The 22,441-nt window shown below is 72.9% G+C and carries 20 protein-coding genes; 4 read left to right on the top strand and 16 right to left on the bottom strand.

Translation table 11 applies throughout. The features are described from left to right. Positions 1-50 precede the first annotated feature (50 nt). The gene (locus tag ACZ4SF_RS16610; protein WP_468384271.1) at positions 51-311 is read left to right on the top strand and encodes a hypothetical protein; all 261 of its coding nucleotides are present in this window, start codon (positions 51-53) and stop codon (positions 309-311) included. On the opposite strand, the gene ACZ4SF_RS16605 is transcribed toward ACZ4SF_RS16610, so the two are convergent. The 10 genes from ACZ4SF_RS16605 to infC all read right to left on the bottom strand — a co-directional run bounded on the left by ACZ4SF_RS16605 (position 308) and on the right by infC (position 11,253). After that, positions 308-844, bottom strand: a complete 537-nt coding sequence (locus tag ACZ4SF_RS16605) for an NUDIX hydrolase (RefSeq protein ID WP_468384268.1) — start codon at positions 842-844, stop codon at positions 308-310. The two genes, ACZ4SF_RS16610 and ACZ4SF_RS16605, sit on opposite strands and share 4 nt — an antisense overlap. Before the next feature lie 65 nt (positions 845-909). Then, the gene (locus tag ACZ4SF_RS16600) at positions 910-2,250 is read right to left on the bottom strand and encodes a transcriptional regulator (RefSeq protein ID WP_468384265.1); all 1,341 of its coding nucleotides are present in this window, start codon (positions 2,248-2,250) and stop codon (positions 910-912) included. Between the two features lie 119 nt (positions 2,251-2,369). Continuing rightward, complete coding sequence (locus tag ACZ4SF_RS16595) at positions 2,370-3,434, bottom strand: PP2C family protein-serine/threonine phosphatase (protein ID WP_468384262.1); 1,065 nt, start codon at positions 3,432-3,434, stop codon at positions 2,370-2,372. A 250-nt stretch (positions 3,435-3,684) separates the two neighbouring features. Then, on the bottom strand, positions 3,685-6,207 hold the full coding sequence (gene pheT / locus ACZ4SF_RS16590) for a phenylalanine--tRNA ligase subunit beta (protein WP_468384259.1): 2,523 nt from the start codon (positions 6,205-6,207) through the stop codon (positions 3,685-3,687). After that, positions 6,207-7,352 (bottom strand): phenylalanine--tRNA ligase subunit alpha, encoded by a 1,146-nt coding sequence (pheS, locus tag ACZ4SF_RS16585; protein WP_468384256.1) that lies wholly within the window; start codon positions 7,350-7,352, stop codon positions 6,207-6,209. The genes pheT and pheS overlap by 1 nt, the downstream gene beginning before the upstream one ends. A 157-nt stretch (positions 7,353-7,509) precedes the next feature. Next, a complete protein-coding gene (locus ACZ4SF_RS16580) occupies positions 7,510-8,646 on the bottom strand; it encodes a sensor histidine kinase (protein WP_468384253.1) in 1,137 nt (378 codons plus the stop codon). A gap of 50 nt (positions 8,647-8,696) precedes the next feature. Continuing rightward, on the bottom strand, positions 8,697-9,557 hold the full coding sequence (locus tag ACZ4SF_RS16575; RefSeq protein WP_468384250.1) for a TrmH family RNA methyltransferase: 861 nt from the start codon (positions 9,555-9,557) through the stop codon (positions 8,697-8,699). A 263-nt stretch (positions 9,558-9,820) separates the two neighbouring features. After that, positions 9,821-10,204, bottom strand: a complete 384-nt coding sequence (rplT, locus tag ACZ4SF_RS16570) for a 50S ribosomal protein L20 (protein ID WP_004002577.1) — start codon at positions 10,202-10,204, stop codon at positions 9,821-9,823. A 105-nt stretch (positions 10,205-10,309) separates the two neighbouring features. Beyond that, complete coding sequence (gene rpmI / locus ACZ4SF_RS16565; RefSeq protein ID WP_004933563.1) at positions 10,310-10,504, bottom strand: 50S ribosomal protein L35; 195 nt, start codon at positions 10,502-10,504, stop codon at positions 10,310-10,312. 110 nt (positions 10,505-10,614) lie between these two features. Then, positions 10,615-11,253, bottom strand: a complete 639-nt coding sequence (gene infC, locus ACZ4SF_RS16560; protein ID WP_229854162.1) for a translation initiation factor IF-3 — start codon at positions 11,251-11,253, stop codon at positions 10,615-10,617. A 368-nt stretch (positions 11,254-11,621) separates the two neighbouring features. On the opposite strand from infC, the gene ACZ4SF_RS16555 reads away from it, so the two are divergent. Further along, positions 11,622-11,978 (top strand): DUF1844 domain-containing protein, encoded by a 357-nt coding sequence (locus ACZ4SF_RS16555; protein WP_468384247.1) that lies wholly within the window; start codon positions 11,622-11,624, stop codon positions 11,976-11,978. Between the two features lie 10 nt (positions 11,979-11,988). Here ACZ4SF_RS16555 and ACZ4SF_RS16550 read toward each other — a convergent pair whose 3' ends face one another. Next, positions 11,989-12,720, bottom strand: a complete 732-nt coding sequence (locus ACZ4SF_RS16550) for an SseB family protein (RefSeq protein ID WP_468384244.1) — start codon at positions 12,718-12,720, stop codon at positions 11,989-11,991. A gap of 150 nt (positions 12,721-12,870) precedes the next feature. Between ACZ4SF_RS16550 and ACZ4SF_RS16545 the strand changes: the two genes are divergently transcribed. Beyond that, positions 12,871-13,818 (top strand): serine hydrolase, encoded by a 948-nt coding sequence (locus ACZ4SF_RS16545; RefSeq protein WP_468384241.1) that lies wholly within the window; start codon positions 12,871-12,873, stop codon positions 13,816-13,818. Positions 13,819-14,137: 319 nt separating this feature from the next. On the opposite strand, the gene mycP is transcribed toward ACZ4SF_RS16545, so the two are convergent. Next, entirely contained in the window at positions 14,138-15,316 is a 1,179-nt protein-coding gene (gene mycP, locus ACZ4SF_RS16540) for a type VII secretion-associated serine protease mycosin (RefSeq protein ID WP_468384238.1), read from the bottom strand. Then, positions 15,313-16,263 (bottom strand): hypothetical protein, encoded by a 951-nt coding sequence (locus tag ACZ4SF_RS16535; protein WP_468384235.1) that lies wholly within the window; start codon positions 16,261-16,263, stop codon positions 15,313-15,315. The genes mycP and ACZ4SF_RS16535 overlap by 4 nt, the downstream gene beginning before the upstream one ends. Positions 16,264-17,547: 1,284 nt before the next feature. Here ACZ4SF_RS16535 and ACZ4SF_RS16530 point away from each other — a divergent pair. Further along, the gene (locus ACZ4SF_RS16530) at positions 17,548-18,750 is read left to right on the top strand and encodes an amino acid deaminase/aldolase (protein WP_468384232.1); all 1,203 of its coding nucleotides are present in this window, start codon (positions 17,548-17,550) and stop codon (positions 18,748-18,750) included. A 141-nt stretch (positions 18,751-18,891) separates the two neighbouring features. Here the strand turns inward: ACZ4SF_RS16530 and ACZ4SF_RS16525 are convergent, their stop codons facing one another. From ACZ4SF_RS16525 to ACZ4SF_RS16515, 3 genes are all read right to left on the bottom strand, one after another. After that, positions 18,892-20,133, bottom strand: coding sequence for a haloacid dehalogenase-like hydrolase (locus tag ACZ4SF_RS16525; protein WP_468384851.1), 1,242 nt, complete (start codon positions 20,131-20,133; stop codon positions 18,892-18,894). A 139-nt stretch (positions 20,134-20,272) separates the two neighbouring features. Beyond that, the gene (locus tag ACZ4SF_RS16520) at positions 20,273-21,064 is read right to left on the bottom strand and encodes a 3-oxoacyl-ACP reductase (protein ID WP_468384229.1); all 792 of its coding nucleotides are present in this window, start codon (positions 21,062-21,064) and stop codon (positions 20,273-20,275) included. After that, a complete protein-coding gene (locus ACZ4SF_RS16515; RefSeq protein ID WP_468384225.1) occupies positions 21,061-22,434 on the bottom strand; it encodes an aldehyde dehydrogenase family protein in 1,374 nt (457 codons plus the stop codon). The genes ACZ4SF_RS16520 and ACZ4SF_RS16515 overlap by 4 nt, the downstream gene beginning before the upstream one ends. Positions 22,435-22,441: the final 7 nt, after the last annotated feature.

Genomic DNA, 22,441 nt, shown 5'->3' with positions numbered 1-22,441 from the left:
CATGCAAGGGATGCGGAACCACCTATTCGACTACCGAAAGGAGCGGACCCGTGACCGCCGACCCGGAGCATCCCGTGGTCCATGGAGAACTCGCAGAGTTACGGCGCCGCCTCGACGTGGCCTACACCCGCGTGGAGGGAGGGCTGGCGCTGCTCCGTCATCGCACCGAGGAGACCGCCAAGGAACTGGACGAGCTGAACTCCCGGATGGCCTCGCTGGAACATGCACGCTGGCCGCTGCCCTCGCTCGCCGCGCTGACCGCGCTCGGCGCGCTCGTGGTGACGGTCTGGCAGGTGCTGGGGCTCCACTAGCCTTCTGCGAGCCTGAGGTGATGCAGCAGGAGTAATGCGGCCGCCATGTTGGCGGCCGGGACCTCCCCACGGGCGATCAGGTCGGGAACGAGCTTGAGAGGGACCCATTCCCGCCGGTCCGACTCGAAGTCGTCCACGGGGTGTCCCACGTACTCGCCCCGGTCGGACCAGTAGATGTGGTGCCGGGCGTCGGTGAGGCCGTTGGACGGCTCCACGCTCAAGAGGTGGTGCAGGGGCCCCGGCCGCCAGCCGGTCTCCTCCTCCAGTTCCCTGGCCGCCGCGCTCGCGATGTCCTCGCCGTCCTCGACGACACCTGCGGCCAGTTCCCAGCCCCAGCTGTCGGTGATGAAGCGGTGCCGCCACAGCAGCAGCACCTCGTTCGCCTCGTTCACGACCGTGGCCACGGCCACAGGGCGCAGCCGGATCAGGAAGTGGTCCAGGTGCCGGCCGTCCGGCAGCTCGACATCTGCGAGATTGACGCTGAACCAGCGGTTTTCATACACAGTTTGTTCGTTCTGTTTCGTCCACTGCACGGTTCTGCCACCTTCCGCCGAGTAAGTGGCAATATCGCAGCAGGGACGATGCACCTACAGAGGGCCTACAGCGGTACGCGCAATGCCCCGTCGATGAGTTCGGCGGCTTCGGCGGTGCCGGCCGAGCCGCAGCGCACCAGGTGCTCGCGTACCGCACGGAGTCTGTCGCGCAGCCGCTGTGACTCCATCCCGCGTGCCTGCTCGGCCATCTGCACGGCGGTGACCACCGCCTTCTCGGCGTTGCCCTGGCGCAGTTCGATGGTGCTGAGCATGGCCAGCCGGTGTACCCGTCCCCGGTCGTGGGCGGGGTTGCCGACGGCCGCCGCCGCATGCTCCCGCGCGGCGGCGAGTTCCCCGAGGCTGAGCAGTGCCTCGGCCACCTGCACATTGACGAGCCCCGGCTGCACGTAACCGGTCTCGTCCGGCTCGTATCCGCGCCGGATCCGCTCGGCCGCCGTCTCCGCGCGGCGGATGCAGGACAGCGCGCTGCCGCCGTCACCGAGGTGCGCGTACGCCTTGGCCTGCATCGCGTACAGGTCGGAGGCGAGCGCCGGGGTGATGTGTCTGCCGGCCGCCCGCAGCGCCGCCTCGGCGAAGGCGACGGCCTGCCGGTACTCCCGCATGAACAGCGCCTGGTTGACCAGGAGAGCGATCACGTACGCGCCGAGTCCGCGGTCCCCGCTGGCCTTTGCCAGCCGCAGCGCCTGGTGGAAGTAGCGCTGGGCGAGCCCGTGGGCATCGGAGTCGTACGCACAGATGCCCGCGACCGCCACCAACCCGCCCGTGGCCCGGTGCAGTTGGCGTCCGGTGGCATCGGTGTAGCTGCCCCGCAGCAGCGGCGCCGCCTCGGCGTTGAGGAAGCCGACGATCCGCGTACGGGTCGCGATACCGCCCGCCTTCCGGTACATCTGCTCGTAGTGCGTGCGGGCTGCGCGCAGCATCTCGATGTCGGCCGCGGTGACCTGGTGCCGCCCGCCCCTGGAGACGTCGACGTCCTCGGGCGGGTTCTCCCACTCCCACACCGGCATCACGGCCGGGGTGCCGGTGACCGCCTGCGCGCCCAGCACATGGGGCCGTTGCTGTTCGTCCGAGCGCCACAGGGCGGTGGCCCGCTCCACGAAGCCGGACAGCGAACCGGCGTGCGGCGTGCTCGGCTGGCCCGGCACACCGAGGCCGATGTCGTCCAGCGTGACGGGCCGGTGCAGACGGGCGGCCAGCACCTCGCAGATCAGGTCGGGCACCTGGCCGCGGGGCCGCTGCCCCTTCAACCACCGTGCCACAGCGGTGTGTTCATAGCGCAGCGCGAGACCGCGTCCGCGTCCCGCCTGGTTGACGTGGGCGGCGAGACCGGCGTGCGAGATCCCCGCCTCGTCCAGGATGGCGTCGAGCAGAGTATTGGGCTGCATGGGATGCCCCCCGAGTGGCCTGGTGCGGTCAGCGTAGTGCGAACGGGTTCACACGGGGTGTGAACGAAGTGCCCGCATCCGCGGCGTGCACGCACTGTCGCCCAGCGTGTCCGGCCGGTTCACTGAGATGCCGGCCAAGCCGCCGGCTCCCCCTCGAAAAGCGGTGGCTTGGCCGGGCCCGCCGCTGCGACCCGGCGGTCGTTCCGCAGCACCAGCACAGCCACGTCGTCCGTCGGCCTGCCGCCCGTGTGGTGCAACAGCGCCGTGAAGAGCGTGCGCAGGATCGTCTGGGGGGAGACCGGGTGGTCCCGTACGGCTTCACGCAGGGTCCTCGGCAGCGGGAAGAACCGGCCCCGGCCGTCCCGGGCGTCCTCCGCGCCGTCCGTGAACAGCACGAGCGACTCTCCCGGCAGCAGGCGGCCGCACGGGCGGGCCTCGAGGTCCGCCGGCAACGGGAACGGCCCCAGGGGCGGCAGCGGATCGGCCCGGGTCAGCGGGTCGACCCGCGCGCCACTGAGCAGGTACGGCCACGGGTGGCCGCAGTTGAGGGCCCGCATCTCACCGTCCCTGCCGATCTCCAGGAGCAGTACGGTCACGAACTCCTCGGCGACCGGGTTGTCGGGGTCCGCGGCGCCGCTCGCCGGGTGTTCGGCCCGGGCGCGTTCCCTCAGGTGCCGGGCAAGGGCCCGGTCCAGCCTGCCCAGCACCCGGCCGAGTTCGGGCTCGTCGTGGGCGGCCTCCCGGAAGCTGCCGAGCAGCGCGGCGACCGTGCCCAGAGCGGCCAGTCCGTGTCCCCGTACGTCCCCCATCACCACGCGCACCCCGTGCTCGGTGACGACGGCCTCGTACAGATCCCCGCCGACGCTCGCGCCCCGGTCGGCGGACAGCTGAGCGGCGGCGACGTTGAGCCCGTCGAGGCGCGGCGGCAGCGGACGCAGCACGACACTCTGCGCCACCCGCGCCGCCCGCCGGGCGAGCCGCAGCTCCCGCAGCAGGGCGCGGCGGACATGGAGTATGAGGCCGGTGCCGACGGCGAAGAACACGGCGCTGGTGACGATGCGCGCCCCGAGCCCGTCCTGCTGGGCGAGCGGGCAGCCGAACTTGTAGCCGACGGCCACGGCTCCCCAGACCGTGGGCAGAACGACTCCCCGCGCGGTGGGTGCCCGTGCCTTGATGCGGATCATGCCTCTGGTCCCCCATGTGGGCCCTGACAGAGCAGACGGACCGACCCCGAAAGGCCGGTCCGATTCTGTCGACGGCGTGGACCGGGAGGACCGGATCACCTGGGAGGACCACCCGAACGAGTGAGGCAACCCCGACCAACCTGCATTTATGCAGCCGGCCGGAGCGCAAGCGTCCCCAAGGGACGCGTGGGAACCGCGCGGCCGGCCACGGAGAACCCGCGGCCGGCCGCACACGTACCCTCTACGGCGATCAGCCCCTGAGGACCGCCCCGGTCCGCTCGCCCGCGAGGGCCACCGCGGCGTCGCGGGCCGCCGACGCCTCATCGACGGTCAGAGTCCGGTCACCCGCCCGGAACCGCAGCGCATACGCCAGCGACTTCCTGCCGTCACCCAGCTGCTCGGCGTTCTCGTACACGTCGAACAGCCGGATGGACTCGAGGAGTTCACCCGCACCCTCGCGCAGCGCCGCCTCGACCTCGGCCGTCGGGACCGGCTTGTCGACGACGAGAGCGACGTCCTGCGTGGCCACCGGGAACGTGGAGATGCCCGGGGCCTGCGGAGTGGCGTCGCCCACCGCCTCCAGGGCGTCCAGGTCCAGCTCCATCGCGCAGGTGCGCTCGGGCAGGCCCAGGGCCTTCAGGACACGCGGGTGCAGTTCTCCCGCGTGGCCCACGACCTTCTCCGTGCCGTCGGCGACGACCACCAGCTCGGCGCAGCGGCCGGGGTGCCAGGGACCGTACTGACCCTTGCGCACGACCAGCTCCGCACCGGCCTCACGCGCCACGGCGCGGCCCGCCTCGACGGCGTCGGCCCACCCGGCCGGGCGGCCGCCGCCCCACCAGCCGGACTGCTCGCGCGCGCCCGTGAGGACGACGGCGACGTGCCGCGGCTGGTCGGGCAGCGCGGCGTTCAGGGCGGCCAGCTCCTCGTCGGTGGGACGCCGGTCGACGGGCAGGTGCGTGGCGGCGCGCTGCTCCTCGCGCGGGAGGAAGACCAGCCCGGTCTCGAACAGGGCCAGGTCGTGCGAGCCCCGGCCGTCGTTGCGCCGCAGCGCGCCGAGGAGGCCCGGCAGCAGCGTCGTACGGAGCGCGGGCTCCTCGTCGTTGAGCGGGTTGACCAGCTTCACGACACGGCGGGCCGGGTCGTCGGCCTCCAGGCCGAGCTGGTCGAAGACCTGCTCGCTGACGAACGGATAGTTCGGTGCCTCGACGTAACCGGCGCCGGCCAGTGCCCGGCCGACCCGGCGGTGCAGCCGCTGGCGGTGGGTCAGGCCGCGGCCCGAGGGCAGCCGGGGCAGCGTGGAGGGCAGGTTCTCGTACCCCTCCAGCCGGATGACCTCCTCGGCGAGGTCGTTCGCGTCGACCAGGTCGGGACGCCAGGACGGGACGGTGACGATCAGCTCGTCCTGCCCGTAGACGTCGCAGCCGACCTCCTGGAGGCGGCGCACGACCGTCTCGCGGCCGTACTCGACGCCCGCCACCTTGTCGGGGTGGTCGGCCGGGACGGTGATCGTGTGCGGAGCCGAGGGCGCGATGATCTCGGTGACGCCGGCTTCCGCGGTGCCGCCCGCGAGGAGCACCAGCAGGTCCACGGTGCGCTGCGCGGCGGCAGCGGCGGCCTGCGGGTCGACACCGCGCTCGAAGCGGCGGGACGCCTCGGACAGCAGCTTGTGGCGGCGGGCCGTGCGGGCGACGGAGACGGCGTCGAAGTGGGCGGCCTCGATGACCACGTCGGTGGTCCCGTTCACCCCGTCCTCTGTGGCCTCGTGGTCGGCGATCTCCGTGTTGGCGCCGCCCATGACTCCGGCGAGGCCGATGGGGCCGCGGTCGTCGGTGATGACGAGGTCCTCGGCGTGCAGCTTGCGCTCGACGCCGTCGAGGGTGACGAGCTTCTCGCCCTCCTCGGCCCGGCGCACGCCGATGGTGCCCTGGACCAGCCCCCGGTCGTAGGCGTGCAGCGGCTGGCCCAGCTCCATCATCACGTAGTTCGTGACGTCGACGGCGAGCGAGATCGGGCGCATGCCGACCTTCTGCAGGCGGCGCTGCAGCCAGATCGGCGAGCGGGCCTCGGGGCTCAGGCCGGTGACCGTGCGGGCCGTGAAGCGGTCGCAGCCCGCGGCGTCGGAGACCTGGACGGGATAGCCGTAGGCGTTCGGGGCCGGCACGTCGATCAGGGCCGGGTCGCGCAGCGGCAGGCCGTAGGCGATGGCCGTCTCGCGGGCGACGCCGCGGATGGACAGGCAGTCGCCGCGGTTGGCGGTGACGGCGATGTCCAGGACCTCGTCGACCAGCTCCAGCAGCTCGATGGCGTCCCTGCCGACCTCGGTCTCCGGCGGCAGCACGATGATGCCGTGGCTGCCGTCGTCGCCCATGCCCAGCTCGTCACCGGAGCAGATCATGCCGTGGGACGTCTTGCCGTACGTCTTGCGGGCCGCGATGGAGAAGCCGCCCGGCAGCGTGGCGCCGGGGAGGACCACGACGACCTTGTCGCCGACGGCGAAGTTGCGGGCGCCGCAGACGATCTCCTGGGGCTCGCCGGTGCCGTTGGCCTGGCCGACGTCGACGGTGCAGAAGCGGATGGGCTTCTTGAAGCCCTCCAGCTCCTCGATGGTCAGCACCTGGCCGACGACGAGCGGGCCCTTGAGGTCGGCGCCGAGCTGCTCGACGGTCTCGACCTCCAGACCGGCCGAAATGAGCTTGGCCTGGACGTCACGGCCGGTCTCGGTGGCCGGCAGGTCGACGTACTCCCGCAGCCAAGAAAGCGGGACCCGCATCAGATCTCCATCCCGAAGGGCCGGGTGAACCGGACGTCACCCTCGACCATGTCTCGCATGTCTTCGACGTTGTGGCGGAACATCAGCATCCGCTCGATGCCGAACCCGAAGGCGAAGCCGCTGTACTTCTCCGGGTCGACGCCGCAGGCCGTGAGCACCCGCGGGTTGACCATGCCGCAGCCGCCCAGCTCGATCCAGCCCTCGCTGGAGCAGGTGCGGCAGGGCCGGTCGGGGTTGCCGACGGACTCGCCCTTGCACACGTAGCAGAGCATGTCCATCTCGGCGCTCGGCTCGGTGAAGGGGAAGAAGTTCGGCCGCAGCCGGGTCTTCATGCCCTCGCCGAACAGCGTCTGGACCATGTGGTCCAGGGTGCCCTTGAGGTCGGCCATGGTCAGGCCCTCGTCGACGGCGAGCAGCTCGACCTGGTGGAAGACCGGGGTGTGCGTGGCGTCCAGCTCGTCGGTGCGGTACACACGGCCGGGGCAGATCACGTAGACCGGCAGCTCACGGTCGAGCAGCGAGCGGATCTGCACCGGCGAGGTGTGGGTGCGCAGCACGACACCGGACTCGGTGCCGCCGGACCCCGCGGCGGAGCCGCTGTCGGATGCCGTCTGCACGAAGAAGGTGTCCGCCTCGCCGCGGGCCGGGTGGTCCGGGCCGATGTTGAGGGCGTCGAAGTTGAACCACTCGGCCTCGACCTGCGGGCCCTCCGCGACCTCGTAGCCCATGGCCACGAAGATGTCCTCGATGCGCTCCGAGAGCGTGGTCAGGGGGTGCCGGGCGCCGGCCGGGACGCGGTCGTACGGCAGCGTGACGTCGACGTCCTCCTCGACCAGCACGCGGGCGTCCCGCTCGGCCTCCAGTTCGGCCTGGCGGCCGGCGAGAGCCTTGTTGACGGCGCCGCGGGCCTGGCCGACGCGCTTGCCGGCCTCGGCCTTGGCGTGCGGGGGCAGGGCGCCGATCTCGCGGTTCGCGAGGGCCAGCGGGGAGGCGGGGCCGGTGTGGGCGACCTTGGCCTCGTGGAGCGCGTCGAGGGAGCCCGCGGCGGCGAAGGCGGCGAGCGCCTCGTCCCGCATGCGCTCGATCTCTTCCGGTTTCAACGCCTCGACCTCGACAGGGTCGTACGACTTATTGGGTGCCGACATCTCTTCCCGTGCTTCCGATTGGCTGGCGGATGGTCCCCGTCACCGACTCAGGCACTCCCAGAAACTCGCCGAGCTTCTGCGCGGGCCGTGTGAAGGACACAAAGGTGCCAAAGGCCGAGTCTAACGGGGTGGGGGTGGACGAATGGCCCGTGGGCCGCTAGGCGAGATACGCCGGCGCGCTCACGGGCAACGTAAATCGGAACTCGGCGCCGCCTTCGGGGGCGCGGCCGACGGTGATGGTGCCGCCGTGGGCCTCCACGATGCCCTTGACGATGTACAGCCCGAGTCCCGTGCCACCGCGCTTGCTGCCCCGCCAGAAGCGGGTGAAGACGCGGTTCATGGACTCCTCCGGGATGCCGGGCCCCTCGTCGCTCACCGTGACCGACGTGCCGGTTTCCTCGCCTTCGCGCGGGGACGCCGAGGGCGTGACGTCAATGGTGACGGTTCCCTCGCCGTGCCGCACGGCATTTTCGATGAGGTTGCTGAGGACCTGGTCGATCTTGTCGGGGTCGGCCCACAGGTCGGGCAGCGGCTGTTCGATGCGGAGCAGGAAGCGGTCGGCGGGCTGGCCCGCGGCGACATAGGCCTGGATGTGGCGGGAGACGGCGGCTCCGATGTCGACGGGCTGACGGCGCACCTCCAGCCGGCCGGAGTCGATCCGGGAGATGTCGAGCAGCTCGGCGATGAGCCGGGTGACCCGGTCGGCGTCGGCGTCGACGGTCTCCAGCATGAGCCGCTTCTGGTCGTCGGTGAAGCGTTCCCACTTGGCGAGGAGGGTGGCGGTGAAGCCCTTCACCGAGGTCAGCGGGGAGCGCAGCTCGTGCGCGACGGTGGCGATCAGCTCGGCGTGACTGCGCTCGGTGCGGCGGCGGGCCTCGGTGTCCCGCAGGGAGACGGCGACGCGCTGCACGGGCCCCAGCGGCTCGTCGCGCACGTAGCGGGCGGAGACGAGTACCTCCCGGCCGCCGGGCAGCAGCAGGTTGCGCTCGGGCTGGCGCTTGCGGATGGCGAGTCCGCCGTAGGGATCGGTGAGCTGCCACCAGCGGCGCCCCTCGAGATCCTCTAACGGCAGCGCCTTCTCCAGGGACTGGCCGAGGGCGTCCGCGGGCCGTACGGCGGTGATGCGGGCGGCGGCGGCGTTGAAGCAGACGACGCGGCCGTGCGCGTCGGCGACGACGAGGCCGTCGGGCAGCTCGTCGGGGTCGACGGCGAGGCCGGGCTCGCCCGGCCGGGGCGCGGGTGTGCGCCGCACGTCCCGTCCCTGCGGCGTGGTGCTCGTGCCGGCCACACTCATCCCCGTACCCCACCTCTCAGACGGCGCAGGGCCCCGAGCTGGTCACCCTACTAGCTCTGGGTGACGGTTCGGCACCCTCCGGAGGCGCGCTGAGCCCGGGCCGACGCGTAGAGACATACGGCGGCGGCCGTGGCGAGGTTCAGGCTCTCGGCTTTTCCGTGGATGGGGACGCGGACGACGGCGTCGGCGAGGGCGCGGGTCTCCTCCGGGAGCCCCCAGGCCTCGTTGCCGAACAGCCATGCGCTGGGCCCGCCCATGGTGCCCTTGTCCAGTTCCTCGTCCAGGTCGCGGTCGCCGGCCCCGTCGGCGGCGAGGATGCGCACACCGGCGGCCCTGAGCCCCTCGATGGCCTCCTCGACCGGGACGCCGACGGCCACCGGAAGATGGAACAGGGAGCCGACGGAGGCCCGCACGGCCTTGGGGTTGTACAGGTCGACGGAGGCGTCGGTCAGGATCACGGCCTCGGCGCCGGCGGCGTCGGCACACCGGAGCACGGTGCCGGCGTTCCCCGGGTCGCGCACGTGGGCGAGGACGGCGACCAGCCGGGGCCGGGCGGCGATGATGTCCTCGAAGGGGGTGTCCAGGAACCGGCAGACCCCGACCAGTCCCTGCGGGGTGACAGTGGTCGAGATCTCGGCGATGACCTCTTCCGAGGCCAGGTGGACCCGGGCACCGGCGCCGCGGGCCTCCCCGACGATGTCGGCGTACCGGTCCGCGGCCTCGACGGTGGCGAACAGCTCGACCAGTGTGGCCTGCCCGCCGGCCCGATGCGCGGCCGCTTCCCTGACGGCCTGCGGCCCCTCGGCGAGAAACAGCCGGTCCTTCCCCCGGAAGTTCCGCTTGGCAAGCCGCCGAGCAGCGGAGACACGGGCGGACCGGGGAGAGATCAGCTCGGGGCTGACGGAGGACATGCTCTGCTTCACCTTCAGGAGGGTCTTCTCTTCATGACGCCGACGGGGCTGACGCCCCGCAGGGGCGCGGGGAACTGCGTGACCAGCCGCAACGCACCCGCAGCCGACCGACGCACCCAGCCCCCGAAGGGGCGCGGGTAACTGCGCGACCGGCCACGACGCACCGGCAGCCGACCGACGGCCGAACCACCGCGGCAACGACTGGACCCGCAAGCCATACAGCCTGCGGGTCCAGTGAACGTCGGCTCAGAGCCAGCGCAGCGTCACGCAGCCTTGGGGGCGTTGACGTCCGACGGCAGCGCCTTCTGCGCGACCTCGACCAGCGCCGCGAAGGCGCCCGCGTCGTTGACGGCCAGCTCGGCCAGGATCTTGCGGTCGACCTCGACGTTCGCGGCCTTCAGACCCTGGATGAAGCGGTTGTAGGTGATGCCGTTGGCGCGGGCAGCGGCGTTGATGCGCTGGATCCACAGCTGACGGAAGTCGCCCTTGCGCTTCTTGCGGTCGTTGTAGTTGTAGACCAGCGAGTGGGTGACCTGCTCCTTGGCCTTGCGGTACAGGCGCGAACGCTGACCGCGGTAGCCGGAGGCCTGCTCGAGGATCGCCCGGCGCTTCTTGTGGGCGTTGACTGCCCGCTTGACGCGTGCCACTTGTTAACTCCTTGTAGCGGGGTCGTGGTGATGCTCACACGACCCGGAAACGACTGGGTCCCGGTCCTGGCGTACGGCGCTCAGTGGATGGCGAGCGCCGGAACGTCACTTGCCGAGAAGCTTCTTGATCTTCGCGGCGTCGCCCGGGGCCATCTCGGCGTTGCCGGTGAGGCGACGCGTGACGCGGGACGACTTGTGCTCGAGCAGGTGGCGCTTGCCGGCGCGCTCACGGAGCACCTTGCCGGAGCCGGTGACCTTGAAGCGCTTGCTGGCACCGCTGTGCGACTTGTTCTTCGGCATAGCGCCGTTATCTCCTCGTCGGTGGCGCTCCGGTGCCCGGTCCTGAAACCGGGCACGGTGGAGCGTCGTCTCTTCTTGGGTTACATCCTGGGGACGGGTGTCCCCCGGGATCACGCCTCGGCAGGCTCCTCGGCGGACGCCTCGGCCTCGGCGGGGTTCTGCGAACGACCGGGGTTGGCCTTCGCCTCCGCCTTGCGGGCTTCCTGCGCCTGACGCGCCTCGGCCATCGCCTCGGTCTTCTTCTTGTGCGGACCGAGAACCATGATCATGTTGCGGCCGTCCTGCTTCGGGTTCGACTCCACGAAACCGAGGTCCTGGACGTCCTCCGCGAGACGCTGCAGCAGTCGGTAGCCCAGCTCGGGGCGGGACTGCTCGCGGCCACGGAACATGATCGTGATCTTGACCTTGTCGCCCTGCTTGAGGAACCGAACGACGTGACCCTTCTTGGTGTCATAGTCGTGCGGGTCGATCTTCGGCCGGAGCTTCATCTCCTTGATGACCGTGTGCGCCTGGTTCTTGCGCGCCTCACGGGCCTTCATGGCCGACTCGTACTTGAACTTCCCGTAGTCCATGAGCTTGCACACGGGCGGACGGGCGTTCGCCGCGACCTCGACCAGGTCCAGGTCGTACTCCTGCGCAAGCTCCAGTGCCTTCGCGAGCGGGACGATGCCCACCTGCTCACCACTGGGACCGACAAGTCGCACCTCGGGAACGCGAATCCGGTCGTTGATGCGGGGCTCGGCGCTGATGGATCCTCCTCGGTAGCACCACGCGACAGTCTGGCGGACAGCCGCGTAACGTCTCTGTTCGTGAGACCTAACCGCGCCGAAGCACAAAAAATGCCCCGGACGATCACAGGCGGGGCTCCAAAACACTACCGGAGCACCGCCGCGATGCCGCGGGGCGCACTTTCGGGCGACTCCATCGTCCGTACGGAACGATGGTGGCCGCCTGACCGGGTGACCCGCCGCCCCGGGGGACGGTCGGGTGGGAGAATCGGAGCCTCCACTTGTGGGCCGGGCACATGAATGTCCGGCCGGTCGTCTTTCAGATTACCAGGATCGCTTGACAAGGGCGAATTGAAGGGCGCCGGGCTGCACCACCTATCGTGTGGGGCATGAGTGACACCCCTCCTGACTCCCCCGACTTCGACGCGATGACCCGGGACATCGCCGAGGTCCCCGCCGTCGAGGTGATCGTGACGGTCGCCGTCAATCTGATGAGCGCCTCCGCCGTGAAGCTCGGGCTCAGCGAGGAGGGCGACAAGTACAAGGACCTGGACGAGGCCCGCAAGCTGATCACCGCCCTCGCCGGCCTGCTGGACGCGAGCACGACCGAGATCAGCTCCTTCCACGCGGCGCCGCTGCGCGACGGCCTGAAGTCGCTGCAGCTGGCCTTCCGCGAGGCGTCGGTCGTCCCGGACGACCCGGGCCAGGGCCCCGGTGAGAAGTACACCGGACCCGTCTACGGCTGATCCGCCGTCGTCATTCCTTCACGTACAAGGGCTCGCCCGGAGGCGTGGTCCCGGCCGGCAGCAGTGCCAGGTCGAGGCCGCGCACCAGGCGGGCCCGCAGTGTTTCGTCGGCCGCCAGGCGCTGTGCGACCGCGCGGGCGGCCTCGGCGGGTGGGGCGGCCGGGTCCAGGACGAGGGCGAGGGTGCCGTCGGCCTGCCCGGGCCCGAGGTGGGCGCGCAGGACGGCGGGCTCCGCGGCCACCGCCGTACGGACGGCCGCGACGACGGCCGGGTCGGCGAGCGGGTCGGTGCTGGTGCGGCCCTCGGCGAGGGCGAGCAGTGCCGGTCCGGTCAGCTCGAACGGCACCGGTCCGGCGAGATCGAGCACGACCGTGTCGGCCTTCTCGTGCGCGGCGGCCTCCAGCGCCTGGTGCAGGGGCACGGCGACCGGGCGGGCCGCGGGGTCCCAGCGGGCGAGGGAGTCCGTGGAGGTGAAGGCGGGCAGAGCGGTGCGGTCGCCGGCCTTCAGGGTGGGGACGGCCATGTCGCTGGTCTTCTCGCGGCGCAGCCCGTTCTCGTCCTCCTCCACCTCGCCGAGCACGGCGACGACGGGAACGAGCAGACGGGCGCCCTTGAGCGCCTCCAGGACGGGCCCGAGGGCGCTGCGGTCCTCGGCCCAGGCGGCGAGCGCGGCGCTCAGCCGGGGGTCGGCGGAGCCGTCGTCGTCGGAGAAGCCGGAGTCGGGAATGTTCTTGTTCGCCACGGTCACCGACCCTATAGGGGGGAAGCGGCCGGCCTCGTGCGGGGCCGGTGCCACCACCGACACGCCCTTCACAGGAAGCCCGGCATTCCCTGATCCGGCTCTCAGGCCCGTCCGAGGGTGCGCACAGTCCGCGCCCCGAGCATCGCGGGCATGGAGTCCTGCGGAACCCGCCGTCGCCGCCGTGCGCGGCCGTCCCGGCGCCGTCCCCTGCTGTGCGCCGTGCTCGCCGCCGTCGCCGTGGGCGGGGTGACGGCCGGCGGCACGGTCTGCGTGAAGAGCCGGGCGTACTCCGGGGCCGCGGCCGTATCGTCGGCGGCGTCGCCCTCGGCCTCCGTCCCGGCCGGGGCGGGTGAGGAGGCATCCGTGACCGAGCCGGCTCAGGACCGGGACGCACTGCTGAGCGCGGCGATGGCGAAGGTCGCGGTGCCGTCGGGCGCGGAGGTGTCGGTGGCGGTGGTGCAGCCGGACTCCGGTGAGCGCGCCGTGTACGGCGGCGCGGCCTTCGACACGGCGAGCATCGTCAAGGTCGACATCCTGGCCGCGCTGCTGCTCCAGGCACAGGACGCCGGGCGGCGGCTGACGGCGGCCGAGAAGGCGTACGCCACGAAGATGATCGAGAACAGCGACAACACGTCGGCGACGGAGCTGTGGCACACCATCGGGCGAGCGGCCGGCCTCGACACGGCGAACAAGCGCTTCGGGCTGACGGGGACCTCCGGTGGCGAGGGCGGGCTGTGGGGGCTGACGCAGACCACGGCCGCGGACCAACTGGTGCTGCTGGAGCAGGTGTTCGGGGAGGACTCGGAGCTGAGCGCCACGTCACGGACGTACGTCCAGGGCCTGATGAAGGGCGTGGAGGCCGACCAGCAGTGGGGGGTCTCGGCTGCCGCGGAGGACAGTTCCTGGGCACTGAAGAACGGGTGGCTGGCACGCGGCACGACGGGGTTGTGGGACGTGAACAGCATCGGACGGGTCACCGTGGACGGCACCGACTACCTGCTGGCGGTCCTGTCGAAGGGCACCGGCACCCGGGAGAAGGGCATCACGCTGGTGGAGGCGGCGGCGAAGGCGGCGCTGACGGCGTTCGGCGACGGATGAGGCGTAGACGTCACTTCCGCGATCCGCCGCTGCCTGGGTTTGTCGCAGCTTCGGTCCGTCGGTTCGGGCGATCCGTCGGTTGGGGCCAGCCGTCGCCGCCTCGGTCGGTCGGTTCCTCGGTCGGTCGGTTCCTCGGTCGGTCGGTTCCTCGGTCGGTCGGTTCCGCGGGCGGTCGGTTCCGCGGGCGGTCGGTTCGGGCGAGCTGCCGCTTCGGGTGACGCGTCGCTGCCTCGGTTCGCCGGGTCCGCGATCCGTCGGTTCGGGCGAGCCGGCGCTGCGGCGACCCGTCGTCTTCGGCGGTCCGGGCGTCCCCGGCGATTCAGGCCGACCGTCTGCGGCCCCGCCAGAGGATCACCCCGGCCACCAGGAGGACTCCGCCCGCGCCGCCGGCGAGCGGGGCCGCCCAGTCGGAGGCACCGCTCGTGTCGCCGGCCGCGTCCGGGCCGGCGCCGAAGTACCTGTCACCGTGCGAGGCGGCGCGCAGGCGCTCGGGCGTGAGGCGGGCGGCCTTCCGCAGGGCCGCCGCCGGGTCGATCATGCCGAAGCCCCGGGAGTCGTCGCGGCCGCCCACGGGGGCGTCCCGCGCGCTGTCCTCCAGGAGTTTCTTGATCTGGGCCGGGGACAGGCCGGGGTGGGCGGACCTGATCAACGCCGCCGCCCCGGAGACGAAGGCGGAGGCGGCCGAAGTGCCCCAGCCCTGGTAGTACTCGTGGTCCGGGTCGGCGATGACGATGTCGACGCCGGGCGCGCTGACCGCCGCGTACCAGCGGCGGGTGGAGAAGGAGGCGCGGGTGCCGTAGCGGTCGACCGCGGTGGCGGCGATGACGCCGGGATAGGCCGCCGGGTACGAGACGTGGTCGCCCTTGTCGCCGCCGTTGCCCGCGGAGGCCACCACGACCACACCCTTCTTGAGGGCGTACTGCACGGCCTCGTCCTCGCTCGGCTCCGGGTGCGCGGAGTCGGAGTCGTCGCCGAGGGAGAGGTTGATGACGTCGGCGCCGTGGTCGGCGGCCCAGCGGATGCCGTCGGCGAGGGCGTTGCCCCGGGTGGTACGGGCCTTGGCGCGGGCCGGGTCGCCGTCCTCCAGGATCACCCGCACGGGCAGGATCCTGGCCTCGGGGGCGACACCCAGCACGCCTTCGCCGTGGCCGGGGCCGTGACCGTGTCCGGCGATGATGCCGGCCATGGCGGTGCCGTGCCGGGCCCAGGTGCGATCGTAGCGCCGGGCGCCGAAGCCGATCATGTCCTTGGCGGGCAGGACGTTGCCGGCGAGGTCCGGGTGGTCGGCGTCGACGCCGGTGTCCAGGACGGCGACCGTGATGCCCTGTCCCTTGGTGGTCCGCCAGGCCTCCTCCAGGTGGAGGCCGGACAGGGCCCACTGCTGGGCGCGGATGCCGTCGGCGTGCGCGGTGGTGGCGGGCAGCAGCGCGAGGGAGCCGGCGAGCAGCAGGCTCACCGCCGCGCTGATACGACGGGCGGCGCTGATCGGTCGCTTCACGAGGGCTTCTCCGTTGCCGTGCCGACGGTCTTGCGCAGACGCCGTTCGATGCGGTCGGCCAGGCCCTGGGCCTCGTTGCCGAGGCCGGCCTGGGCTGGTGCCGTGGCGGCGCCGGAGCGGACGGCGTCCGCGGCGGGCTGCGGCGAGTCGACGGTACGGCCGTCGGTCCAGCCGGAGACGGCGTAGGCGACGACGGGGGCGTCGGTGAGGACGGAGACCGTCCAGGACGCGCGCTGCTTGTCGCCGAAGACGGCGGCGGCCGTGCCCTTGGCGGGGTAGGGCCGGGGCATGAGGTCGGCCCGGCGGTCCAGGTGCTCGTCCCGGAAGCGGGCGGCGAGCGCGGACATGGCGGCCGGGTCGGCCTTGGTGAAGAGCAGGCCGACGGTGGTGACGTAGCTCTGGGTGGCGTCGGTGTAGGTGGCGCGCAGCAGCCGCCGGCAGCCGACCGGGGCGAGGGCCTTGTACAGCAGCGGGTCGAAGGCGTGGGCGCAGCCGGTGTCGGGCGCGACGGCGATCCGGGTCCAGGTGCGGTCGGCGCCGCCGGGTCCGGCACCGGTGCCCTGGACGGTGGGCGGGAACAGCTCGTCCACGGGCACGCTGTGCCAGAGCGCCCCGGCGGTGCTGAACGCACTGCCGGCGCTCTCCTCCCCGCCGTCTCCGGTGAGCCAGCTCCCGGTCACGGCACCGCCGATGAGACCGAGACCGAGCACCAGACAGGCGGCGGCAGCGGCGGTACGGGGTCCTACCCGGTGGCGGAACCGTTCGCCGAACGCCTCGGGTTCCGCGAACGACACGACGGGGCGGGCGGCCGGGCCGGCGCTCCACGAGTGCGCCGGGTCCGGCGCGGGGCTCCCGGCCCGGCCGGGCCCCATCGGACTCCAGGCGGGCACCTCCTCCACCCGCGCACGGCCCCCCTCCCCGCCGACACCGGTCCCGGGTGCGGGCATGGCCCCGGACGGGGCTACGACGCCGGGCGCGGGTACGACGCCGGTACGGCGGTCGGCCGCCGCCCCCGCGGACGCCGGGCGACCGGCCGCGGGGGCGGGACGGCGTGCCGCGGCTGTCGAGGCGGAGGCCGGAGACGAGCCGGACGAAGGAGCTGAGGCGGGCGGAGGAGCTGAGGCGGGCGGAGGAGCTGGCGTATGAGAAGGGTGAGGCGGGTGAGCCGGAGAAGCAGGGGCGTGCGGGCGAATGGGACGGAGCCGGGCGGTCGTCTCCGAAGGAGTCTCCGCCGGGGCACCCTGGCGACGGGAGTCCCTGCCGGGCCGAAGCCGGGTTGTCGTCTCTTCGGCCACCTCCTCCCGGACCCCCGGACCACGCACCTGCGCACCAGGACCAGCCGCCTCCGGCGGACCCACCGGACGGCGCACCTGACCACCAGGACCGGGCGCCTCCTCCCGGCCTCCCGGACCGCGCACCTGCGCACCACGACCCGCTGCCTCCGCCGGAGCTGACGAAAGGTGGGGACGGGCGCCGGGGCGTGCCGGATCTGCCGTGCCGGGAACGGCGTGCCGGGTCTCGCGGCCGGTGCTCGGTGGTGTGTCGGGGAAGCGGGCCGAGGCCGGGGGTGGAGGCGGGCTCACAGGGGCGGTGGCCTCGGGCACCGTCGGTTGCCGGACGGCCGGCACCCTCGGACGGCCGGCGGCGTCCGCCGCCCCGGGCCGGTCGGCGGACCCGGGTTCGCCGATGGGCCGGCCCGTACCGGCACCCTCGGCTCGCGGTGCCGGGCCGGCCGGCGGCCGTGTGCCGCGCGGGGTGAAGACGGAAGGCTCGTCGCAGAGGTCGGCGTCCGGCGTCCGACGGGGCTGGCGTACCGGCGCGGAGCGCGTCGGCGGGCGCTGGGGCGGGGGGCCCGCCGCCGCACCCGGCGTCGCCGGTTCGGCGCCGTTGGCGGCGGGCTGTCCGGGCGGAGTCGACGGGCGTCGCGGGACGGGGGCGTGCCGCGCTTCCGTGCTCATGCACCCCCCGTTTCCTCGTGCCCGGGCCGCTTCCTCGTACGCGGGCCGCTGTGCTGCTCGGCCGCGCCCGGTGCGCAAGCTTCCTCCCGGGCACGCATACCCGTACGGCTTGAGCGGCATCCCGGTTCATGTGGTGCGCCGGGCGCGTTCCGCCGTTCGTGCGCGTCACTCTACGGGTTGTCGGGGGCCGGGACGGAACCGGTCCGCAGGCCCGGGGTATCTGCCCGGAACGTCCCCCTACCCTGCGGTAATCGTCTCTGGCAGGCTTCCGTCATGACTGCGCCTGCCGCCGACCGGGCCCGTTACGACCGGGCCACCGCCCATCTCGACGCCCCTCTCGCGATCGTGGACCTGGACGCGTTCGATGCCAATGCCGCCGATCTGGTGCGCCGCGCCGCCGGCAAACCGGTCCGGGTGGCCAGCAAGTCGGTGCGCTGCCGGGCCCTGCTGGAACGGGTCCTGGCCATGGACGGCTTCCGGGGCATCATGTCGTTCACCCTGGCCGAGTCGCTGTGGCTCGCGCGTTCGGGGTTCGACGACGTGCTGCTGGCCTACCCGTCGGCCGACCGGGGCGGGTTCGCGGAACTGGCCGCCGATCCCAAACTGGCCGGTGCCGTCACCGTGATGATCGACGACCCGGCGCACCTCGATCTCATCGACGCCGCGCGCGACGGCGGGCGTGAAGTGGTGCGGGTCTGCCTGGAGTTGGACACCTCACTGAAACTGCTCGGCGGCCGGGTGCGGGTCGGGGCCCTGCGCTCGCCCCTGCGCTCCCCGGCCCAACTCGCCGAACTGGCACGGTCGGTGGCCCGGCGGCCCGGATTCCGGCTGGTGGGGATCATGGCGTACGAGGGGCACATAGCCGGGGTCGGGGACGCAGTCGCCGGACGGCCGTTGCGGTCGCGGGCGATCCGGTTGATGCAGGCGACCGCCCGGCGGGAACTGGGCGAGCGGCGGGCCGCGGTCGTCCGGGCGGTCCGGGCCGTCGTGCCGGACCTGGAGTTCGTCAACGGCGGCGGTACCGGCAGCGTGCAGCACACCGCCGCCGAGGCCGCGGTGACGGAGATCGCGGCCGGCTCGGGACTGTACGTGCCGCGCCTGTTCGACAACTACACCTCGTTCACGGGCCGTCCGGCCGCCCTCTTCGCCCAGCCGGTCGTCCGACGGCCCGGCGTCGGTGTGGTCACCGTGCTCGGCGGCGGCTACCCGGCCTCCGGGGTCGCCGGTCCCGACCGGCTGCCGGTGCCGTACCTGCCGGAGGGACTGCGGTACGACCCGCAGGAGGGTCCCGGCGAGGTGCAGACCCCGCTGCTCGGGTCGCCGGCCGACGATCTGCTCATCGGCGACAAGGTGTGGTTCCGGCACGCGAAGGCGGGCGAGCTGTGCGAGCGGTTCGAGGCGCTGCACCTGATCGAGGGCGACACCGTGACGGCGACCGTGCCGACCTACCGGGGTGAGGGGCGGACGTTCCTGTGAGCCGGTGGGCGAGCCGGCGGTACGCCGTGCGGGCGAGCCGGGCGGTACGCCGTGCGCCCGAGCCGGTCGGTACGCCGTGCGGGCGAGCCGGGCGGTACGCCGTGCGCCCGAGCCGGTCGGTACGCCGTGCGGGCGAGCCGGTCAGTACGCCGTGTCCGGCTGGTCCGGCACCGGTGAGCCGTCGGCGCGGCGGACCGGTCCGTGCGTGCCGTCGGGCTCGGTGTACGCCGTGGTCGAGCAGGGATAGGGCGTGGGCCGGCGCGCCAACGGGGCGAGGAACATGGGGTTGACCAGCCAGCGGCCGTCCGCGTCGGCGTAGGCCCGGCACATCAGCTCCGGCTTGTTGCGGTTGATCACCAGGTGCGCGCCGGTGGCGTCGCCGACGAAGGTGACGTCGGTGTCGGCGTCCCCGGCGGCGAGCGCGGGCCGCTGCGCCCGGGTCTGCCGCTGCCAGGCCCGGGCGCCCCGGACGCCGTAGACCTCCTGGTTGATCCAGCAGCGCTTGCCGTCGATGTACGGGATGACGGTGCCGTGGCCGCCCGGGACACCGCCGCAGCCCTCGGTGCGCACGGTGATCCGGCCCCGGCGGTCGAGGACGGGACGGATGGCGATGGTGTGCGCCGCGTCCACGCCGACCTCGCGGGACCAGACCTCGGTGACGGGTTCGACGCCCGCCGAGACGACGTAGACCCGGAATCCGGCGCGGTGCAGGGTGCGGATCAGGTCGCGCTGCTGGTCGTAGTACCGGACGTAGGCGGGGACGGTGTGGGTGCCGAGGGCGCGGGTCGCGCCGACGGGGGCGGCCAGGGCCTCACGGCGGGCGGCGCGGGCGTAGGAGGCGAGGTCGGCGGGAGTGCGGCCGGCGAAGAGCTGGGGAACCCAGGCGTACTGCGGGATCGTGCGCCGGTGGTTCCAGCGGCCGGCGAAGGCGGGGGCGCCGCTCACGGTGGTGCCGTTCTCGCGGATCTCGAGGATCTCGTCCGTGCAGCGGGGCTCGGCGGAGGTCCGCAGGGGCACGCCCGCGCCGGTGCCGCAGGCGGCGGTGAGGGCCCGGTCGGCGGCATCCGTCAGCCAGGCGCCGGTGTCCTTCCAGCGGGCGGGGCGCAGCAGTGCGTCGTGGCGCAGGGCCCAGGAGAGGGTGGCGTCGGTGACGTCGTTCTTGGTGACCGTGTTGTCCCAGTCGAAGGCCGCGACCGCGCCCGTCCGTCCGGAGCAGCTGCCGTACGCGTCGATGACGTGTTGCAGGCGGGCGCGGTTGTCGCCGTACCAACGCGTGCTCAGCCGGGGGCAGTCGGGCACGGCCGGCGATGCGGTGGCCACGGCCGGCGATGCGGTGGCCACGGCCGGCGATGCGGTGGCCACGGCCGGCGATGCGGTGGCCACGGCCGGCGATGCGGTGGCAGCGGCCGGCGATGCGGTGGCAGCGGCCGGCGATGCGGTGGCAGCGGCCGCCAGGACGGCGGCCGCTGCCAGGGTCCACGCGAGAAGGAGTCGCATATGCGCGGACCGTACACCTTTGCCCCTACAGGGGTGTGACGTACGCGCCCGCGATTCCGCCGTCCACCAGGAAGTCGGTGGCGTTGACGAAGGACGAGTCGTCGCTGGCCAGGAAGGCGACCGCGGCGGCGATCTCCTCCGCCTCGGCGAACCGGCCGACCGGGATGTGCACCAGGCGGCGGGCGGCCCGCTCCGGGTCCTTGGCGAACAGCTCCTGCAGGAGCGGGGTGTTCACCGGGCCCGGGCACAGGGCGTTGACCCGGATGCCCTCGCGGGCGAACTGCACGCCCAGTTCACGGGACATGGCGAGGACACCGCCCTTGGAGGCCGTGTACGAGATCTGCGAGGTGGCCGCGCCCATCCGGGCCACGAAGGACGCCGTGTTGATGATGGATCCCCTGCCCTGCCGGCGCATGTAGGGAATGGCGGCCTTGCAGCACAGGTAGACGGAGGTGAGGTTGACCTCCTGGACGCGCCTCCAGGCCTCCAGGCCGGTCTCCAGGATGGAGTCGTCGTCGGGCGGCGAGATGCCGGCGTTGTTGAAGGCGATGTCGACGCTGCCGTAGGTGTCGTACGCCGCCTTGAACAGCGCCTCGACCTGCTCGGGGTCGGTGACGTCGGTCTTCACGAAGAGTCCGCCCACCTCGTCGGCGGCGGCCTTGCCGCGGGCGTCGTCGACGTCGGCGCAGACGACGTGGGCGCCCTCGGAGGCGAGCCGGCGGGCGGCGGCGAGTCCGATGCCGCTGCCGGCTCCGGTGACGACGGCGGTACGGCCGACCAGGCGGCGGCAGACGTGCTCTGCAGTCGATGCGGTCACTGTGCGGGGCCCTCCGTGCTGATGAAGACGTTCTTGGTTTCGGTGAAGGCGGTCAGGGCGTCGGGGCCGAGTTCGCGGCCGAGGCCGGACTGCTTGAAGCCGCCGAACGGGGTCCAGTAACGGACGCTGGAGTGGGAGTTGACGGACAGGTTGCCGGCGCGGACGGCCTGCGAGACGCGCAGGGCGCGGCTGAGGTCCCGGGTCCAGAGGGAGCCGGACAGACCGTAGGGGGTGTCGTTGGCGAGCCGGACGGCGTCCTGCTCGTCGGTGAACGGCAGGAGGACGGCGACGGGTCCGAAGACCTCCTCGCGGGCCGCGGCGCTGTCGTGACGCTCCCCGGTGAGGACGGTCGGCGGGAACCAGAATCCGGGCCCGTCGGGGGCCGTGCCGCGCAGGGCGGGAGCGTCCTCGGGGACGTACGACCGTACGCGGCTGAGCTGCTGACCGGAGATCAGCGGGCCCATCTGCGTCTTCTCGTCGGCCGGGTCGCCGACCACGACGGCGGCCAGCGCGTCGGCGAGGAACTCGCGGGCCTCCTCGTACACCGTCTCCTGGACCAGGATGCGGGTGCGGGCGCAGCAGTCCTGGCCGGAGTTGTCCAGGAACGAGAAGGGGTCGAGGGCGGCCTTCAGGTCGGCGTCGGCGAAGACGACGTTGGGACTCTTGCCGCCGAGTTCGAGGGTGACCGGCTTGACCAGGCGGGCGCAGCGCTCCATGACCTCGCGGCCGGTGCGGGTGGAGCCGGTGAACACGATCTTGGCGACGTCCGGGTGGTCCACCAGGGCGCGTCCGGCGGTGTGGCCGTAGCCGGGGAGCACCTGGAAGACGTGCTCGGGCAGGCCCGCCTCCAGGGCGAGTTGGGCGAGCCGCAGCGCGGTCAGCGGGGTGGTCTCGGCGGGCTTGAGGACGACCGTGTTGCCGGCCGCGAGTGCCGGGAAGGAGCCCCAGGCGGCGACGGGCATGGGGAAGTTCCAGGGCGCGATCACGCCCACGACCCCCAGGGGCTCCTGGAAGGTGACGTTCCAGCCGCCGGGGACCGGGATCTGCTTGCCGAGCAGGCGTTCGGCGCCGCCGGCCGCGTACAGCAGCAGGTCGCGGGCGTTGCCTGCCTCCCAGCGGGCGTTGCCGAGGGTGTGGCCGGCCTCCCGGACCTCCAGCCGGGCCAGCTCCTCGATGTGCGCGTCGACGGTGTCGGCGAAGCGGCGCAGCAGGCGGGCGCGGTCGGCGGGGGCGAGCGCGGCCCATGTCTGCTGGGCGCGTGCGGCCCGTACGACGGCGGCGGCCACGTCCTGCGCGGTGGCGGCGGGGACGGAGGCGACGACCTCTTCGGTGGCGGGGTTGAGGACCTTCAGCTCGTGCGGGTCGGACACGTGATGA

It is taken from the genome of Streptomyces sp. NPDC027663, from assembly GCF_055566415.1.
Note: the sequence above shows the minus strand (reverse complement) of the source record. Positions and strands in the feature narration are given on the sequence as shown.

Bases quoted from the DNA above. Each gene is read 5' to 3' on its own strand.
- ACZ4SF_RS16600 (WP_468384265.1), bottom strand. From the start codon at position 2,250: ATGCAGCCCAATACTCTGCTCGACGCCATCCTGGACGAGGCGGGGATC.
- ACZ4SF_RS16555 (WP_468384247.1), top strand. From the start codon at position 11,622: ATGAGTGACACCCCTCCTGACTCCCCCGACTTCGACGCGATGACCCGG.
- ACZ4SF_RS16595 (WP_468384262.1), bottom strand. From the start codon at position 3,434: ATGATCCGCATCAAGGCACGGGCACCCACCGCGCGGGGAGTCGTTCTG.
- ACZ4SF_RS16575 (WP_468384250.1), bottom strand. From the start codon at position 9,557: ATGTCCTCCGTCAGCCCCGAGCTGATCTCTCCCCGGTCCGCCCGTGTC.
- ACZ4SF_RS16580 (WP_468384253.1), bottom strand. From the start codon at position 8,646: ATGAGTGTGGCCGGCACGAGCACCACGCCGCAGGGACGGGACGTGCGG.
- ACZ4SF_RS16535 (WP_468384235.1), bottom strand. From the start codon at position 16,263: ATGCCCGCACCCGGGACCGGTGTCGGCGGGGAGGGGGGCCGTGCGCGG.
- pheS (WP_468384256.1), bottom strand. From the start codon at position 7,352: ATGTCGGCACCCAATAAGTCGTACGACCCTGTCGAGGTCGAGGCGTTG.
- ACZ4SF_RS16545 (WP_468384241.1), top strand. From the start codon at position 12,871: ATGGAGTCCTGCGGAACCCGCCGTCGCCGCCGTGCGCGGCCGTCCCGG.
- ACZ4SF_RS16530 (WP_468384232.1), top strand. From the start codon at position 17,548: ATGACTGCGCCTGCCGCCGACCGGGCCCGTTACGACCGGGCCACCGCC.
- rpmI (WP_004933563.1), bottom strand. From the start codon at position 10,504: ATGCCGAAGAACAAGTCGCACAGCGGTGCCAGCAAGCGCTTCAAGGTC.
- pheT (WP_468384259.1), bottom strand. From the start codon at position 6,207: ATGCGGGTCCCGCTTTCTTGGCTGCGGGAGTACGTCGACCTGCCGGCC.